Source organism: Kitasatospora kazusensis (assembly GCF_039529945.1).
Classification (GTDB): Bacteria; Actinomycetota; Actinomycetes; order Streptomycetales; family Streptomycetaceae; genus Kitasatospora; species Kitasatospora kazusensis.
On sequence record NZ_BAAANT010000028.1, the window covers coordinates 61,176 to 78,106 of the forward strand.

Annotated in this window: 13 protein-coding genes; 5 read left to right on the top strand and 8 right to left on the bottom strand. The window is 72.6% G+C overall.

Going from position 1 to position 16,931, the window contains the following annotated elements:
* The first annotated feature begins 149 nt into the window (after positions 1-149).
* Positions 150-971, top strand: coding sequence for a maleylpyruvate isomerase family mycothiol-dependent enzyme (locus tag ABD330_RS22045; protein WP_344467650.1), 822 nt, complete (start codon positions 150-152; stop codon positions 969-971).
* A gap of 164 nt (positions 972-1,135) precedes the next feature.
* Positions 1,136-1,990: a BRO-N domain-containing protein gene (locus ABD330_RS22050; protein WP_344467651.1), complete on the top strand. Its 855-nt coding sequence runs from the start codon at positions 1,136-1,138 to the stop codon at positions 1,988-1,990.
* 113 nt (positions 1,991-2,103) lie between these two features.
* Here ABD330_RS22050 and ABD330_RS22055 read toward each other — a convergent pair whose 3' ends face one another.
* The 3 genes from ABD330_RS22055 to ABD330_RS22065 all read right to left on the bottom strand — a co-directional run bounded on the left by ABD330_RS22055 (position 2,104) and on the right by ABD330_RS22065 (position 6,190).
* Positions 2,104-3,462: an MFS transporter gene (locus tag ABD330_RS22055; protein WP_425555606.1), complete on the bottom strand. Its 1,359-nt coding sequence runs from the start codon at positions 3,460-3,462 to the stop codon at positions 2,104-2,106.
* Between the two features lie 84 nt (positions 3,463-3,546).
* A complete protein-coding gene (locus tag ABD330_RS22060) occupies positions 3,547-4,785 on the bottom strand; it encodes a M64 family metallopeptidase (protein WP_344467652.1) in 1,239 nt (412 codons plus the stop codon).
* 178 nt (positions 4,786-4,963) lie between these two features.
* Positions 4,964-6,190, bottom strand: coding sequence for a benzoate/H(+) symporter BenE family transporter (locus ABD330_RS22065; RefSeq protein ID WP_344467653.1), 1,227 nt, complete (start codon positions 6,188-6,190; stop codon positions 4,964-4,966).
* Between the two features lie 191 nt (positions 6,191-6,381).
* Between ABD330_RS22065 and ABD330_RS22070 the strand changes: the two genes are divergently transcribed.
* Positions 6,382-7,317 (top strand): hypothetical protein, encoded by a 936-nt coding sequence (locus tag ABD330_RS22070; protein ID WP_344467654.1) that lies wholly within the window; start codon positions 6,382-6,384, stop codon positions 7,315-7,317.
* Positions 7,318-7,380: 63 nt separating this feature from the next.
* Here ABD330_RS22070 and ABD330_RS22075 read toward each other — a convergent pair whose 3' ends face one another.
* The 3 genes from ABD330_RS22075 to pdhA are packed head-to-tail and all read right to left on the bottom strand — an operon-like array spanning position 7,381 to position 10,948.
* On the bottom strand, positions 7,381-8,805 hold the full coding sequence (locus tag ABD330_RS22075; protein ID WP_344467655.1) for a dihydrolipoamide acetyltransferase family protein: 1,425 nt from the start codon (positions 8,803-8,805) through the stop codon (positions 7,381-7,383).
* A 14-nt stretch (positions 8,806-8,819) separates the two neighbouring features.
* Complete coding sequence (locus ABD330_RS22080) at positions 8,820-9,794, bottom strand: alpha-ketoacid dehydrogenase subunit beta (RefSeq protein WP_344467656.1); 975 nt, start codon at positions 9,792-9,794, stop codon at positions 8,820-8,822.
* Positions 9,794-10,948 carry a pyruvate dehydrogenase (acetyl-transferring) E1 component subunit alpha gene (gene pdhA / locus ABD330_RS22085; RefSeq protein ID WP_425555607.1) on the bottom strand — a complete coding sequence of 385 codons (1,155 nt, stop codon included), beginning with the start codon at positions 10,946-10,948 and terminating at the stop codon, positions 9,794-9,796. The genes ABD330_RS22080 and pdhA overlap by 1 nt, the downstream gene beginning before the upstream one ends.
* Positions 10,949-11,306: 358 nt before the next feature.
* On the opposite strand from pdhA, the gene ABD330_RS22090 reads away from it, so the two are divergent.
* Positions 11,307-11,966, top strand: a complete 660-nt coding sequence (locus ABD330_RS22090; protein WP_344467658.1) for a response regulator — start codon at positions 11,307-11,309, stop codon at positions 11,964-11,966.
* Positions 11,967-12,022: 56 nt separating this feature from the next.
* The gene (locus ABD330_RS22095; RefSeq protein WP_344467659.1) at positions 12,023-13,108 is read left to right on the top strand and encodes a phosphotransferase enzyme family protein; all 1,086 of its coding nucleotides are present in this window, start codon (positions 12,023-12,025) and stop codon (positions 13,106-13,108) included.
* A 240-nt stretch (positions 13,109-13,348) separates the two neighbouring features.
* Here the strand turns inward: ABD330_RS22095 and ABD330_RS22100 are convergent, their stop codons facing one another.
* On the bottom strand, positions 13,349-15,109 hold the full coding sequence (locus tag ABD330_RS22100) for a protein kinase domain-containing protein (protein WP_344467660.1): 1,761 nt from the start codon (positions 15,107-15,109) through the stop codon (positions 13,349-13,351).
* A 79-nt stretch (positions 15,110-15,188) separates the two neighbouring features.
* Positions 15,189-16,685 carry a protein kinase domain-containing protein gene (locus ABD330_RS22105; RefSeq protein WP_344467661.1) on the bottom strand — a complete coding sequence of 499 codons (1,497 nt, stop codon included), beginning with the start codon at positions 16,683-16,685 and terminating at the stop codon, positions 15,189-15,191.
* Between the last annotated feature and the right edge of the window lie 246 nt (positions 16,686-16,931).

A 16,931-nucleotide genomic window follows, 5' to 3' on the forward strand; every position in this document is an offset into this window, starting at 1 on the left:
CAGTCCTACGATCGTCACCCGAAAGCGCTGCCCGGCTGTCATCCGGCAGCGTAACGTGCGGTTAGCGCGTGCGCCCGGAAGCCGGGATTCCCGGTCTTCCGCACTCTGGGCGGCGCGGCAAGGAAGCTGACGGAGGGCCGGAGATTCCCGTGACGGACAACCAGACCGTGCAGGCTTACATCGATGCGTGGACCCAGTCCATCGAATCGATATCCGAGTTGGTGGCGCCGCTGCCCACCGACGCCTGGAACCGGCCGACGGAATGCCCCGGCTGGTCCGTCCGCGACGTGGTCTCGCACGTCATCGCGGTCGAGTCCGAGCTGCTCGGCGACCCGCGGCCGATCCACTCGCTCCCGGGTGATCTGCGCCACATCACCGGCGAGCTCGCCCGGTACCTGGAGCTGCCGGTCGACAAGCGCCGCTGCCACACCGCGCCCGAGATGACCGGCGAACTCGACTACACCGTCATCCGCCGCTCCCGCGCGCTGCGCAACGGCCCGCAGGACCCGGACGCCCCGGCCCGCTTCCCGGCCGGCCCGTTCGCCTACGACCTCCCGTACGCGAACCTGCTGCGGCTGCGGGTCTTCGACATCTGGGTGCACGAGCAGGACCTGCGGCGCGCCCTGGGCATCCCCGGCAACCTCGACTCCCCGGCCGCGGTGATCACCCGCGACTTCCTGCTGATGGGCCTGCCGAAGGTGGTCGCCAAGCTGGCGGGCGCCCCGGCCGGGACGACGGTCTCCTTCGACGTGACCGGCCCGCTCGAATTCCTCCGCACCGTCCGGGTGGACGAGGCCGGGCACGGGTCGGTGGACGAGACCGTCAGCCTCGCACCCGACGTCCAGTTCACGCTGGACTGGGAGACGTACCTGCGGCTCGCCTGCGGTCGCGGCCGCCCCGGCCCGGTCAAGATCGAGGGCGACCAGGAGCTGGCGGCCCGGATCCTGGCCGGCTTCGCGCTGACCCCCTGACCCATCGCCCGCACACGGTCAGCGTTACACCGGATCGGGTGCATACGGACGACCGCGCGCGGGGTGGCGCACTTCGCGCTTCCGTACGGTCCGCTGGTACCGATACGTCACCCGTTCGGCCTCGTTGTTCCGGTCAGCCCATAACCGGAAGAAGGAGGGGCGTCATGGACGAGGACGAGATGGAGCTGGTGCGGTCGAGCTTCCCCGTCACGGGGCAGCCGATCAGGGTGGTGGTGATCAACGGCGAGCCGTGGTTCGTCACGGCGGACGTGTGCAAGGTGCTGGGCCGCACCAACCCGAGCGAGACGCTGAGGATCGTTCGACCCGACGACACACGGTCCGTCAACATCCGGCACGTTACCCTCAGAAATTCTGAGGGTAATGACATTCCCGCAGGTGGGAAACCCTACGCGCGCGGTAACCCGATGGTCAGCGTGGTGAGTGAGGCCGGGCTGTACACCCTGATCATGAGGTCGACGAAGGCGGCTGCCACGGCCTTCCAGGAGTGGGTCACGCGTGACCTCCTCCCGTCCATCCGGCGCGGTGACACCGACATCCCGCAGCAGCAGCGGCGGATGGCGGAGACGCTCGCCGAGGCGGTCGGGCAGCAGGTGCAGATCCTGGCCGAGATCGACCAGGACAACGGCGGACCGGGGATCCACGTCCGGTCGGACGGGACGGTGCACTGTCGGCACGGGGAGATGGAGTTCCGCGTGCCGAAGCGCGAGGACGACAGCGGGCCGCCGTTCGGGGCCTACTTCCACTGCGCGAGCGTCGAGCGCGTCGGGATCCGGGGCGGGACGGCCGTCCCCCGCTGCGAGAAGCTCAAGCTGGTCGATCTGATCCGTCGGCTCGCCCACACCCCGCCCGCGCCGGAGCCGATGCCCGAGGCCCCGTCACCCCCGCGTGCGGAGGCGGGCAACAGGCTGCTGCTGGTGGAGGCCGGCTCGCTCCGGTTCCACGCCACCGTCCAGGAGATCGCCGACCTGCTGAAGGCGACGGGCCAGCTGCCCGCGTAGCTGAAGCAGGCAAAGCGCCGTATGCCTGAGTTGAACTCATGCATACGGCGCGTTCATGTCGTCATTACCCTCATTTGAAATGAGGGTATCCGCGTTTCCGCAGGTCAGAAACCCTAAGCCCGCTCCAGCTTCCGCCGCAGCCGCAGGATCGTCGCCGTCCCGAAGAGCAGCGGTACGTACAGCCAGCAGAAGGCCCAGCGGTACGTCTCGGCGGTGTAGCCGGCCGGGCCGGCCAGGGCGTCGAGCAGGACGCCGACGCCGAGCAGGGTGATCACCGTGCCGATGAAGCCGCCCATGTTGGCGATGCCCGAGGCGGTGCCGAGGCGTTCGATCGGGTTGTGGGAGCGGGCGTAGTCGAGGCCGACCAGGGAGGCCGGGCCGTTGCTGCCCATCACGACGAGCAGGACGACCAGCAGCCAGAGCGGCGGGTGCCCGGAGGGCCAGGCCAGGACGAGGGTCCAGCAGGCCGCCGTGCTGCCGATCACGGTCATGGTGATCGGCATCCTGGCCCGGGCGGAGCGCAGCAGCAGGCGGCCGAAGAGCAGCCCGACAAGCATGTTGCTGAGCACCAGCAGCGTCAGCATGCCGCCGGCCTCGGCGCGGGTCATGCCCTGGCCCTCGACCAGGTAGGGCAGGCCCCAGAGCAGTGCGAAGGCGTTGCCCGGGAACTGGGTGGTGAAGTGCACGGCCATCCCGAGCCGGGTGCCGGGCTCCCGCCAGCAGTCCCGGATCTGGGTCCGGACGGAGATCCGGCGCCCGACCGGTGGGGCCGCCGCGGCGACCGCCCCCGGCGGGGTCTCCCGGAGCAGCAGGGCGATCAGCGCGAAGACGCCGATGCCCAGCAGCGAGATGGCGGTGAAGGTGAAGGTCCAGCCCTCGCTGTGCAGGGCCTGGGCCAGCACCACCGTGGTGACCAGGTTGCCGCCCGTGCCGACCAGGCCGGTCAGCTGGGCGACCATCGGGTTCTTGGCCGCCGGGAACCAGCGGGCGGCGATCCGCAGGACGCTGATGAAGGTCATCGCGTCGCCGCAGCCGAGCACCGCCCGCGAGGCGAGCGCGGGCCCGAAGGCGGGGCTGAAGGCGAAGGCGAGCTGTCCGGCGCTGAGCAGCAGGACGCCGGTCAGCAGGACCCGGCGCGGCCCGAAGCGGTCGACCAGCAGCCCGACCGGGATCTGCATCGCCGCGTAGACCAGCACCTGGAGGATCGAGAAGGTGGAGAGCTCGGAGGCGCTGATGCCGAACCGGTGGGCGGCGTCCAGTCCGGCCACGCCGAGGCTGGTGCGGTGCAGTACGGCGAGGACGTAGGCGCTGACGCCGATCGACCAGGCGAACCAGGCGGCCCGGCCGCCGGGCGGCGGCCGCAGGCCCGAGGGTGCGGGGCCCGTGCCGGGTGCGGGGCCCGTGCCGGGTGCGGTGGGGCGGGGACCGGGGACGGCACCGGCGCGGGCGGGGCTGACTGGGTCCACGGTCACCCCGACAGACTAGTCATCCGATCACATGATCGGCCCCGCAGGGGGCGTGCGCTGGACACGAACCACCCGTTTCAGCCCGCCAGGTCAGCCCTTCAGCGTCCAGGTCACCGTCTTGGTCATCCGCTGGTCCCGGAACGCCTCGTCGCGGACCCAGTCCGTGGTGTCCCGGACGGTGGCACTGACGTTCACGCTCCGGCCGGGCGCGAGCGCGAGCGTGTCGGTGTCCAGCCAGGTGCGGTCCGGCGTCTGCGGCTCGACCGGTACGCCGTCCACCCGCCAGTCCACCCGCAGCTGCCTCGGACCGGCCAGCGCCACCGGCCGGACCTGGAGCCGGGGCCGGCCGGAGACCGCGCCCGCCGCCGGTACCGGCGGGTCCATCGGGCTCACCCGGCGGTACAGCTGCTCGATGATCGCCTCCCGGGAGGGCAGGTTGTACGTGCCGCCGAGGGTGCGCATCACCGAGTCGGCGGTCGGCCGGTAGACGCCGTTGGTGCTGCGGTACGCACCGACGGTGCCGCCGCCGTCCGGGGACTGCGCGCCCAGCCAGTGCCACCACTTCACGTGGGTGCGGCTCATCTCCTCGGCGTTCACGGCGGCCAGGTTCGGGTAGTCGGAGTCGTCCGGCGCGCTGTCGTACTCGTCCCCCAGGTCGCCGACCGTGTGCCCTATCTCGTGCTGGATGATCCGCCCGGCGTCGGGGCTACCGCCCGCCAGCGTGGTCACCCCGGTGCCGCCGGCGCCGCCGTACTCGGTGGAGTTGGCGAGCGCGATCAGGTACTGCGGCCCCTCCCCCTCGCCCGCGTACCGGGCGGTGGCGGACTCGTCCGCGCAGAGCAGCCGCGCCGTGCCCTCGCACCAGAAGTGCATGCCGAGCGGGGTGTTCGGCTTGCGGCTGTGGTTCTCCGTCTCGGCGATGCCGGAGACCGGGGAGACCACCTCGACCCGCCGTATGTTGAAGAAGCCCTGGTAGCTGCGGAACGGCTCGATGTCCATCAGCGCGTGCCAGGCCAGATCCGCCTGCCGGCGGAACAGCTCCTGCTGGTCCTCCGTGTAGCCGTCCCCGAGCAGGACCAGGGTGATCCGGTTGGCGGGCGCGCCGGTCCGCCTTATGTCGACGGTCGGGGCGGTGCCCACCGCCCGCAGATCCGCCCGGACGGCTGTGGTGTGCGGCGGGACCGCACGGTCCGGGACCGGACCGGAGCTGCCGATCGCGTCGAAGGGCGCGGGCGAGGCGACCTCCAGCACAGCGGGCAGAACGGCGGCCGACAGCAGCACGAGCGCGGCGAGACTCGGGGCGAGACGGCCAGGATTGCCAGGCGGCATACGGGTGCGTCCTCGGTGCTCCGGTCACCCGGCGGGCGCTCGGGTGGGGGGTCGCGAAGACGTACCCGCACCACGGCGTGGCGCAGACCTGCGGCGGGGAAGGTTCGCCGGTCCGGCCCAATCCGGGGTCGGCCGCACGGGGGTTCGCGCCTGGGGCGCGGGGTGGGGAGGTGGGTGGCTAGGGGTGGCGCAGTCGTAGGGCCAGGTGGGTGGCGAGGCCGAGGAGGAGGCCCCAGAAGGCTGAGCCGATGCCGAGCGGGGACATGCCGGAGGCGGTGGCGAGGAAGGTGACGACGGCGCCGTCGCGGCCCGGTTCGTCGGCGAGGGCGCCGGCCAGGCTGCCCTGGAAGGAGGCGAGCAGGGCGACCCCGGCGATCACTGCGATCAGGGCGTGCGGGAGACCGGTGAAGAGGGTGACCAGGACGCCGCCGAAGCTGCCGACGACCAGGTAGAGCACCCCGGTGGACATCCCGGCGATGTAGCGGCGGCGCCGGTCGTGGTGGGCTTCGGGGCTGGTGCAGATCGCGGCGGTGATCGCCGCGAGGTTGATCCCGGGCGAGCCGAAGGGGGCCAGCAGGACCGAGAGGCCGCCGGTCACGCCGACCAGCAGCCGGTCGTCCGGCCGGTAGCCGGAGGCGCGCAGCACCCCGAGCCCGGGGGCGTTCTGCGAGGCGAGCGCGACGATGGTGAGCGGCAGCGCGAGCCCGACCGCCGCGGACCAGCCGAAGGCGGGGGTGGTCAGCACCGGGTGGACGGGTCCGCCGCCGCCCAGGTGCAGTGGCAGGCCGACGGTGGCGGCGGCGAGCAGCGCGCCGGTCAGCAGCGCGACGGGGACGGCGTACCGGGGCTGGAACCGCTTGGCGAGCAGGAAGGCGGCGAAGCAGCCCAGCACCAGGACGGGCGCGGTGTGCAGCGAGGAGAAGATGCCGGCGCCGAAGGAGAACAGGATGCCCGCGAGCATCGCGTTCACGATCCCGGGCGGGATGGCCCGGATCAGCCGGCCGAACAGCCCGGTCACCCCGAACACCGTGACCACCACGCCGCTCAGCAGGAACGCGCCGATCGCCTCGCGGTACGGGTACGCCCCCAGGCTGGTCACCAGCAGCGCGGCGCCGGGGGTGGACCAGGCGGTGATCACCGGGGTCCGGGTCCACCAGCTGAGCAGCAGCGAGGTGAGCCCGCTGCCGACCGAGACGGCCCAGATCCAGGAGGCGGTGTGCGCCTGGTCGAGGTGCCCGGCCGCCGCGGCCGCCAGCACCACCACCAGCGGGCCGGAGAAGCCCACCGCGATGCACACCAGCCCGGAGAGCAGCGCGGAGAGCGAGGTGTCCCGGCGTACGGACGGGCGGTGGACGGTCTGTTCGGTGGCGGACCCGGCCTGCTCCGCGGTCTGGTGATCTGTCACCGGAGCAGTATCGCCAAGGGGTTGCCGCCCGGCTCGAAAAATATTCTGAACTCACCTGCAACCCCCGGCGGGGATGCACGTCTATCCCTGGGAAGGCACGAAGAGCGGGACCGGCGGAAGCCGGGGGGACGCAGCCACCGGCCGCCTTCATCCAACACACCGTCAGCACCAGGTCCTTGAGGGAACACATCATGCGCGTGTCCGGTATCTCCGCATTCACGAAGAACGTCACCGCCCGTACGCTCCTCGGTGCGGGGGCCACGGCCCTCACCCTCAGTGCCGCTCTCCCCCTGCTCCCCGGCGGCGCCGCGGCCTGGGCCTGCGGTGACGACGCGCCGACGACGGTCTCGGCGGCCCCGGAGCCGCGCCACGCCACGGACCCCATCAGCGCGTTCCTCCCGCCGGCCGCGACCTCGGTGACCGCCGGGAGCAGGGTCGAGATGGGTGTGGAGATGGTCAACACCACCGGCTCCGCCTACCAGCGGATCGCCCCGGGCTTCGCGGTGTTCGGCAGCGCGGACAGCGGCACCCCGGGCAGGCTGGTCAACCTCCAGCCCTCGGACGTGAACCTCGACGTGATGCTGGGCGGGTCCTGGCACCACCTCCCGCTGCACCACACCTGTGACCCGACGCTCGGTGCCGACACCTCGGTCCTCCAGGCTCCGCTGGAGGACGGGCACGCCCACCGGTACCTGTTCCGCCTCGGGCTCTCGGCCACCGCCCCGAAGCAGCTGAAGCAGATCGAGGTCTACTCCGGCTTCCGGGACGCCGACCGCAGGCCGAACATGATCACACTCAAGATCAACCGTCCGGCCGCCGTCCCGCCGAGGGCCCCGACGACCGCCCCCGGCGCGGCCCCGACCACCGCGCCGACCACGGCCCCAGCCAGCACTGCCGTACCCGCCGCCGTACTCGCTGCCGTCTCCCCCGCCGCGCCGCCGGCCGCCGCGGCGAGCGGGACGCCCGCCCCGACCGCGCCGGCTGCCGGCACCGAGGCCGCCCGCACCGAGCTCGCGCACACCGGGCCGTCCGCTCCGGTCGGCTTCCTGTTCGGCTCGGCCGCCGCCTGCGTCGCGTTCGGTGCCGGGGTGCTCCACGTGGTGCGCCGCCGGTTCGTCCGGCGCTGAGAACGCGGAAGGGCCCTGCTCCCACGGGGGTGAGCAGGGCCCTTCCGTCGTACCCGGGTCGGATCAGCCCCAGGTGATGAGGCGCTTCGGGCGCTCCAGGATCGCGGCGGTGTCCGCCAGCACCTTGGAACCCAGCTCGCCGTCGACCATGCGGTGGTCGAAGGAGAGCGCCAGCGTGGTCACCAGGCGCGGGACGACCTTGCCCTTGTGCACCCACGGCAGTTCCCGGACCGCGCCGAAGGCGAGGATGGCCGCCTCGCCCGGGTTGAGGATCGGGGTGCCGGTGTCGACGCCGAAGACGCCGACGTTGGTGATGGTGATGGTGCCGCCCGACATCTCGGCGGGCGAGGTCTTGCCCTGCCGGGCGGTGTCGATCAGCTCACCGAGCGAGACCGCCAGCTGCGGGAGGGTCTGCGAACCGGCGTCCTTGATGTTCGGGACGATCAGCCCGCGCGGGGTGGCCGCGGCGATGCCGAGGTTCACCCGGCCCTTGACGACGATCTCCTGGGCGGCCTCGTCCCAGGCCGCGTTGACCTCCGGGTAGCGCTTGACGGCCGTCAGCAGCGCCTTGGCGACCAGCAGCAGCGGGCTGACCCGAACGCCCTGGCCCAGCTCGCCGGTCTCCTTGAGCTCGCGGACGAGCTTCATCGTCCGGGTCACGTCGACCTGGACGAACTCGGTGACGTGCGGGGCGGTGAACGCCGAGGCCACCATCGCCTGGGCGGTCATCTTGCGGACGCCCTTGACCGGCACCCGGATGTCGCCGCTGCCGCTCGGCACCGCTGCGGACTCCACGGCCACGGCCACGACGGGGGCCGACGGCAGCTCGGCGGGCGCGACGGCCACGGGGGCGGCGGGCGCCGCGGCGGCGTGCACGTCCTCGCGGGTGATCACGCCGTCCGGACCGGTCGGGGTGACGGCCCGCAGGTCGATCCCGAGGTCCTTGGCGAGCTTGCGGACCGGCGGCTTGGCCAGCGGACGCTCACCGGTGACCGGAGCGGCCACGACGGCAGCGGGCGCCACGACGACCGGCGCCACGACGGCAGCGGGCGCCACGGCGGCCGGCGCGGCCGTCTTCCGGGCCCGGCGCTGGGTGCCGCCCGTACGCGGGCCGTACCCGACGAGCACCTCGCGGCGCTCCGGGACGGCCTCCTCGACGGCCGCGGCGGCCTGGACGGCCGGGGCCGCCACCGGAGCGGCGGCAGCGGGGGCGGCCGCCGGGGCGGCCCCCTCGCCGACGGCGACCGAGATGATCGCGGTGCCGACGTCGACCGTCGTACCGGCCGGGAAGAACAGCTGGTCGACCGTGCCGTTGAACGGGATCGGCAGCTCGACCGCCGCCTTCGCGGTCTCCACCTCGCAGACGATCTGGCCGTCGGTCACGGTGTCGCCCGGCTTGACGTACCAGGTCAGGATCTCGGCCTCGGTCAGGCCCTCACCGACGTCCGGCATCTTGAACTCGCGGAGCGAGCGCACTTCAGTGGTCATGGGTCGCTCCTCTCTCAGAACGCCAGCGCGCGGTCGACGGCGTCGAGTACGCGGTCGAGGTCGGGCAGGAAGGCCTCTTCCACCCGGGACGGCGGGTACGGCGCGTGGTAGCCGCCGACCCGCAGGATCGGCGCCTCCAGGTGGTAGAAGCAGCGCTCGGTGAGCCGGGCGGCGAGCTCGGCGCCCATGCCCAGGAAGACCGGTGCCTCGTGCACGACGATGCCGCGCCCGGTCCGCTTGACGGACTCCTCCAGGACGGCGAAGTCGATCGGCGACAGCGAGCGCAGGTCGACGACCTCCAGCTGCCGGCCGTCCTCGGCGGCGGCCGCGGCGGCCTCCTGGCAGACCTTGACCATCGGCCCGTACGCGATCAGCGTCGCGTCGGTGCCGGGGCGGACGATCCGCGCGGAGTGCAGCGACAGGTCGGCGGCGTCGCCGACCTCGGCCTTGTCCCAGTAGCGGCGCTTGGGCTCCAGGAAGATCACCGGGTCGTCCGAGGCGATCGCCTGGCGGAGCATCCAGTGCGCGTCGTGCGCGTTGGAGGGGGTGACCACCCGCAGGCCGGCCGTGTGCGCGAAGTACGCCTCGTGCGACTCGCTGTGGTGCTCGACCGCGCCGATGCCGCCCGCGTACGGGATGCGGACGGTGACCGGCATCTTGATCTGGCCCAGTGCGCGGGCGTGCATCTTGGCGAGCTGCGAGACGATCTGGTCGAAGGCCGGGTAGACGAAGCCGTCGAACTGGATCTCGACCACCGGGCGGTAGCCGCGCAGGGCCAGGCCGATGGCGGTGCCCATGATGCCGGACTCGGCGAGCGGGGTGTCGATCACCCGGTCCTCGCCGAAGTCCTTCTGGAGGCCGTCGGTGATCCGGAAGACACCGCCCAGCTTTCCGATGTCCTCGCCCATGAGAAGGGTCTTGGGGTCGCTCTCCAGCGACTTGCGAAGGGCGTTGTTGAGCGCCTTCGCCATGCTCAGCTGACCAGCCATCAGAGGTTCTCCCCGCCCTCGAAGGACGCCGCGTACGCCTCGTACTCGGCCCGCTCCTCGTCCACCAGTGTGTGCGGCTCGGCGTACACGTGGTCGAAGATCAGGGTCGGGTCCGGGTCGGGCATGCTGCGCACGCCTTCACGCACCCGCAGGCCCAGCGCCACGCTCTCGGCCTCGATACCGGCCAGGAACTCCTCGTCCACGAGGCCCTCCTGCTCCAGGTAGGCCTTGAGGCGGGAGATCGGGTCCTTGGCCTTCCAGGACTCGGTCTCCTCGGTCTCCCGGTAGCGGGTCGGGTCGTCGGAGGTGGTGTGCGCGCCCATCCGGTAGGTGAACGCCTCGATCAGCACCGGGCCGTTGCCGGTACGGGCGTGGTCCAGCGCCCAGCGGGTGACCGCCAGGCAGGCCAGCACGTCGTTGCCGTCCACCCGGACGCCCGGGAAGCCGAAGCCGGAGGCGCGGCGGTACAACGGGATCTTGGTCTGGGTGGTGGTGGGCTCGGAGATCGCCCACTGGTTGTTCTGGCAGAAGAAGACCACCGGCGAGTTGTAGACCGAGGCGAAGGTGAAGGCCTCGTTCACGTCACCCTGGCTGGAGGCGCCGTCGCCGAAGTAGGCGATCACCGCGTCGTCCGTGCCGTCCTTGGTGATGCCCATCGCGTACCCGGTCGCGTGCAGCGCCTGGGCGCCGATCACGATCGTGTAGAGGTGGAAGTTCTTCTCGTTCGGGTCCCAGCCGCCGTGGTTCACACCACGGAACATGCCGAGCAGGTTCAGCGGGTCCACGTCGCGGCACCAGGCCACGCCGTGCTCGCGGTAGGTGGGGAAGGCGTAGTCGCCGGGGCGCATCGCGCGACCGGAACCGACCTGGGCTGCCTCCTGGCCGAGCAGCGAGGCCCACAGGCCGAGCTCTCCCTGACGCTGCAGTGCGGTCGCCTCGGCGTCGAAACGCCGGACCAGCACCAGATCGCGGTAGAGGGCGCGGAGCTCCTCCGGCGATGTCTCCAGCGGGTAGTCCGGGTGCTCGACCCTGACGCCTTCCGGCGTGAGCAGCTGGACCAGCTCCGGCTGGGTGTCCGAACCCGCGCGGAGATTGTCAGGGGCGGCGGGGGCAGCGGCCTTCTTGCGCGCCCTCGTCGTGCTTTTGACGGTCACGTTCACTCCTCGGTCTGTCCGGCCGCCCGGGGTCGCCGGTGACCGGTCCGGTCACCTCCCTGCAAGCACGCGTGGGTGTGCGCACCGTCTGCGGGGCAGGTGGTGTTCCCTTTCCGACGGCGTCCCTCACGAGAACGTTACCCAGAGGCGCCCCTTGGCGCGCTTGCGCTAGGACGTCCTACTTGTTCACGTCCGAGAGCGGCGGGTGTGGCGCAGCTCTCAGCACGGTGGCCGTCAGGACACCTGCGCACGCTATCCGGGCAGAGCCCTCCGCGTAAGGGGGTAACAGGCATCGATTCTGTGTTCGCACCGGCATGGGCGATAGATCCGGTGTACGACGGTATGGGAGCATTTGACCGTGACTGGAAACGGGCGGATCAGGGTTTTCCTGCTAGATGATCATGAGGTCGTCCGCCGGGGCGTACACGATCTCCTCTCGATGGACGGCGACATCGAGGTGGTCGGCGAGGCCGGCACCGCCGCCGAGGCGCTCGCCCGGATCCCGGCCGTCGACCCGGACGTCGCCGTCCTGGACGTCCGGCTGCCGGACGGCAACGGCGTCGAGGTCTGCCGCGAGGTCCGCTCCCGGCAGCCCGGGATCAAGTGCCTCATGCTGACCTCCTTCTCGGACGACGAAGCGCTCTTCGACGCCATCATGGCGGGGGCCTCCGGGTACGTACTGAAGGCGATCCGGGGCACCGACCTGCTCTCCGCCGTCCGCGACGTGGCGGCCGGGAAGTCGCTGCTCGACCCGGTCGCCACCAGCCGCGTACTGGCCCGGCTGCGCGACGGCGGAGAGAAGGAGGACGAACGGCTCGCCCAGTTGACGAAGCAGGAACGCCGCATCCTCGACCTGATCGGCGAGGGCATGACCAACCGCCAGATCGGCAACGAGCTGCATTTGGCCGAAAAAACCGTCAAGAACTACGTTTCGAGTCTGCTGGCCAAGATGGGGATGGAGCGCCGGACCCAGGCCGCCGCCTATGTCGCCCGCCATCAGGCGGATCACGGCCACTGAGCAGATAACTGACACTCTGTCAAGTCCCCCTGCGCCATCCCACTACGCTCTGCTGAGTGACGTACGGCCAGATCATCCTGTGCGCTCCGGCACGCCCGGACAGCTCCGCACCCCCCGTCGGCACCCTCAGCCCCCCCGTCGCGAGAGTGGCGGTCGCGGGGGTGCTGCGCGCCTACCGGGCGGGGGTGCCGAAGGAGGTGATACCGGTGTCCGAGGGGCTGCTCAACCGGGGGTACCGGGTCACCACGGAGACCGGCCGGTACTTCCTGAAGTGCTACGTCGACCGCACCACCGCCTCCCGGACGGCGATCACCGCCCAGCACCGGGCCACCGCCGCGCTGCGCTCCCTCGGGCTGCCGGCCGTCGCGCCGCTGCGGGCCCGGAACGGGCAGACCGTCACCGTGCACGGCGGACGGCGGTTCGCGCTCTTCCCCTGGGTACCGGGCCGGCACCGGCACGGCACCGGGCTGGACCAGCAGCAGTGCGGTGAACTCGGCACGCTGCTCGGGAGCCTGCACGGCGCACTCGGACGCGTCTGCGCCCCCGTACGGCAGCCGGCCGGCCACCGCTCCGCCGACCCCGCCGAGACCGAGCGGCTGATCGCCGACCTGCGGTGGCGGGCCCGGCGCCACCGGCCGCACGACGCCTTCGACACCCTCGCCGAGCAGCGGCTCGCCGAACGGCTGGACCTGCTCGCCGCCCACCGGCACCGGCGCCCGGCCCCCGAGGATGCCCCGCCCACCGGCTGGACGCACGGCGACTTCCACGGCCTCAACCTGCTCTACGCGGACGGGCGGGTCGCCGCGGTGCTCGACTGGGACAAGCTCGGGCTGCGCCCGAGCGCCGAGGAGGCCGTCCGGGCCGCCACGCTGGTCTTCAACGACCAGGAGAGCGGCGTGCTGGACCTCGGCCGGGTCCGCCACTACTCCCGGGCCTACCGCGCCACCGGCGCGGCCACCGCCGACGGGCTGGCGGCGGCGGTGCACCGGGTCTGGTGGGAGCGCCTGAACGACTTCTGGATGCTCCAGTGGCGCTACCAGCGCGCCGACCACCGGGCCGACCCGCTGTTCCCGGCGGCCGCGGCGCAACTGAGCTGGTGGTGCGAGGAGTACGAGCAGGTGCTGGACGCCTTCGCGAACTGAGCCGGCCCGCACCGGCGCGGGCGGGAGGCCCTGCGCGCCCCTGCGCCGGTCGGCCGGGGGCGCGCAGGCGCGGCGCTAAGACCGACCGGCGCATGGTGGGTGGATGAAGGAGCGGCGTCCGGGCCGAGTCTGGGCGGTGCCGACGATGGAGTCCATGCGGAGCATCGGCGACTGAGGAGAAGCCGTCCAGGCGAGAGTCCGGACGCCGCTCCTTCATCCACCCACCATGCGCCGGTCGGTCTACGGCGTCTTGGCTCCGCCGCCCGGCTTGGGGCTGCCGCTGGGCGGCGGAGCCTGGGTGGCCGGGGAGCTGGCCGGCGGGGAGGACGGCGGCTCGCTGGCCGAGTCGGACGGCGTGGGCGAGGTGGAGCCCGTGTCGGTCGGCGAGCCGGAGGGCGAGGTCGACGGGGAGGGCGACGGCGAGGCGGAGTGCGAGCGGCTCGCGGAGGGCGAACTGCTCGGGGACTCGCTCGGCGAGTAGCTGTAGCCGCCGGTACCCGAACCGGTGCCGGTGCTGTTGCTGGTGGTGGTGGAACGGCTCGGGGACGGGGTCAGGCTGTCGGTCGTGGCGGTGTCGCCGGGCGTCGAGACGCTGGTCTGCGGCAGCGTCGGGACCTTCGGGGTCTTGGTGCCGCCGCCCATCGCCAGCACGACGCCGCCGGTCGCCGCGAGCACCAGCACCACCGCGCCGACCAGCCAGAACCAGGGCTTGCGGCCGCGCCCGTCCCGCCCGTCGCCTTCGTCGCCGTAGTGGCCACCGCCACCGCCACCGGCCGGCGGGTAGCCCTGCGACGGGGTGTTGTAGGGGGAGTTCACCTGGTACGGGAGCATCGCCGTCGGCTCGGCGCCGCCCACCGCGCCGAGCGGCGCGGTCATCGCCGTGCCGCCGCTGGACGGACCGTCGTAACCGGGGCGGCCGCCGCTGTGGCCCGAGCCCGCGGCGGCGAGACCCGCGGCGGCAGCCGCGGCAGCCGCCGCTCCGGCCGCGTAGCCCGCACCGGCCGCGCCGTGCATCTCGCGCAGCGCGTGCTGGAGGTGGGCGCGGAACTCGTCGGCGCTCTGGAAGCGGTCGTCCGGGTTCTTGGCCAGCGAGCGCAGCACCAGCTCGTCGAAGGCGCCCGGCACCCGCGAGTTGACCTGCGAGGGCGGTACGGGCGCGTCCTGGACGTGCTGGTAGACCACGGCGAGCGGGGTCTCGCCGACGAACGGCGGACGCAGCGTCAGCAGCTCGTAGAGCATGCACCCGGCCGCGTACAGGTCGGACCGGTGGTCGACGGGCTTGCCGAGCGCCTGCTCGGGCGAGAGATACTGCGGGGTGCCCATCACCATGCCGGTCTGGGTCATGGTGCTGGCGGCGCCGGTGAGGGCGCGGGCGATGCCGAAGTCCATCACCTTGACGGCGCCGCCGGTCGTGATGATCACGTTGGCGGGCTTGATGTCGCGGTGCACGATGCCGTGCTGGTGGCTGTAGGCGAGCGCCTCCAGCACCCCGGCGGTGATGATCAGCGCCTGGTCGACCGGCGGCGCCTCCTCGTCCACCAGCAGCTCGCGGACCGTCCGCCCCTCGACGATCTCCATCACGATGTACGGCGTGGACTCGCCGTCGTGGTGCTCCTCGCCGGTGTCGTAGACAGCGACGATCGAGTGATGGTTGAGCCCCGCGACGGAGTGCGCCTCGCGGGTGAACCGCAGCCGCGCGACGTCGTCCTGGGCCAGTTCGGAGCGGAGCAGCTTGACCGCGACCGTACGGGCCAGCCGTACGTCCTGGGCCGCGAACACCTCCGCCATCCCGCCGCGGCCGAGGCGGTGGGTCAGGCGGTAGCGGCCGTCGCCGACCGTGCCCAGCGGGGCGGCGGTGCCGCGTCCGGGGGTCTGCGCGGCGGCGGGCAGGACCCGCGTCTCGGCGGTGATCTCGGACACCTGGGGGGTCTCACGGGTGGACTCGGCGGAGTCGGGCGTCTGCTCCGCCTCGCCGTCGTCCGGCTGCTTCGTCTCTGCCATCGCTCCTCGCCCCGGGCCCTCGCTCGGTGCGCAGTCGCCCTATCGGTTCCGTCCCCCGAACGCTACCGCTTCGGGAGGCTCAGCGGAGAACGCCCGCCCCGGCGGCGGGTGGCCCGATCCGGCCGTCCGGTCCCAGCCGGAGCACGGCCGCCGGGCGCCGCGAGCCCGTGTACGAGTTGTTCAGGTCCTTCTGCTTCTTCACCGCCACGATCTCGACGATCACCGCGGCGAGCACGATCAGACCGATGATCACACCGACCACCACGAGCGCGGTGAAGCACCCGCTGTTGCTGTTCGCCCGCTTCGGCGCGAACGGCGCGCCCTGCGCCGCCTGGCCGTAGGCCGGCCCGGGGCCGTACGGCGGGGTCTGCGCCTGCTGCGGGAAGGGCTGCGGGGTCGCGTAGTGCTGCGGCTGCTGCACCTGCTGCTGCGGGTAGGGCGGCGGGGTCTGCCGCGCCTGGTACGGCTGCTGCATCTGCGGTTGCGGGTACGGCGGCGGGGTCTGCGGGCCGTACGGCGGCGGCGTGGGCGGCTGGTACGGCTGGAGGATCTGCGGGGACGGGGTCCGGACGTCCCCCATCACCTGCGGGAAGCCGCTCAGCGAGGGTGCGGCGTGCACCGAGCGCGGGCCCTCGCCGATCACCAGCGGCGTGCTGCCCTGGAGCGTGCTGCCGGCCTGCGGGGTGCCGCCGCCGTTCTGCTCGGCCGCCAGGACCCGTTCGAGCTCCTGCCGCATGGTCTCGGCACTCGGGAAGCGGTGCGCCGGGTCCTTGCGCAGCGCGCGGGCCACCAGCGCGTCCGCAGCGGGCCGCACCGCGGGGTTGACGCCGGACGGCGCGGGCGGCTCCTCCTGGACGTGCTTGTACGCGATCGAGAACGGCGAGTCGCCGTCGAACGGCAGTTGGCCGGTGAGCAGTTCGAAGAGCATGCAGCCGACGGAGTAGAGGTCCGAGCGGGCATCGACGCTCTTGCCGAGCGCCTGCTCGGGCGAGAGGTACTGCGGGGTGCCGACCACCATGCCGGTCTGGGTCATCGAGGTCACCCCCGACTGGAGCGCCCGCGCGATGCCGAAGTCCATCACCTTGACGACGCCCTTGCCGGTGACCATGACGTTGCCCGGCTTGATGTCGCGGTGCACCAGGTTCTGGTCGTGCGAGGCCTCCAGCGCGGACAGCACCGCCGCCGTGATCCTCAGCGCCTGCTCGGCGGGCATCGCGCCGTGCTGCCGGATCGCCTCGTTGAGCAGGTCCCGCAGCGCCTTGCCCTCGACGTACTCCATGACGATGTACGGCGTGGTGGCCCCGTCCGGGCCGACGTCCTCGCCACTGTCGAAGACCGAGACGATGTTGCTGTGCTGGAGCCGCGCGACGGCCTGCGCCTCCCGGCGGAACCGCTCGCGGAAGGACTGCTCGCGGCCCAGCTCGGTGTGCAGCGTCTTCACCGCGACCTGGCGGTCCAGCACCGTGTCGTGGGCCAGGTGCACGGACGCCATGCCGCCCTGGCCGAGCAGGTGCTGCAGCACGTAGCGGCCGTTGCCCAGGGAGTGCCCCCCGGCCGTGGTGCCGTACTCGCTCATGGTCCTCTGCTTCCCCGGCGGCCGGGTGTGGCACCGCGGCCGCGACGTGTGGTCCCCGTCCGGACGGGCGGCCCGGGCGCGCGATCGCACAGGCCCTCGGCCCCGCCGACCCCGGCCGTCGGCCGGGGGGCCGACGACTCGGGTCAGGGTATCGGCTCGGAGCCGCCCCGCCCGGCCCAGGGGCGGCGCTGCCACCCCCGATCCGTACTCCGGCCACGCACCACCCGGGGCGGGCCCGGCCCGGCC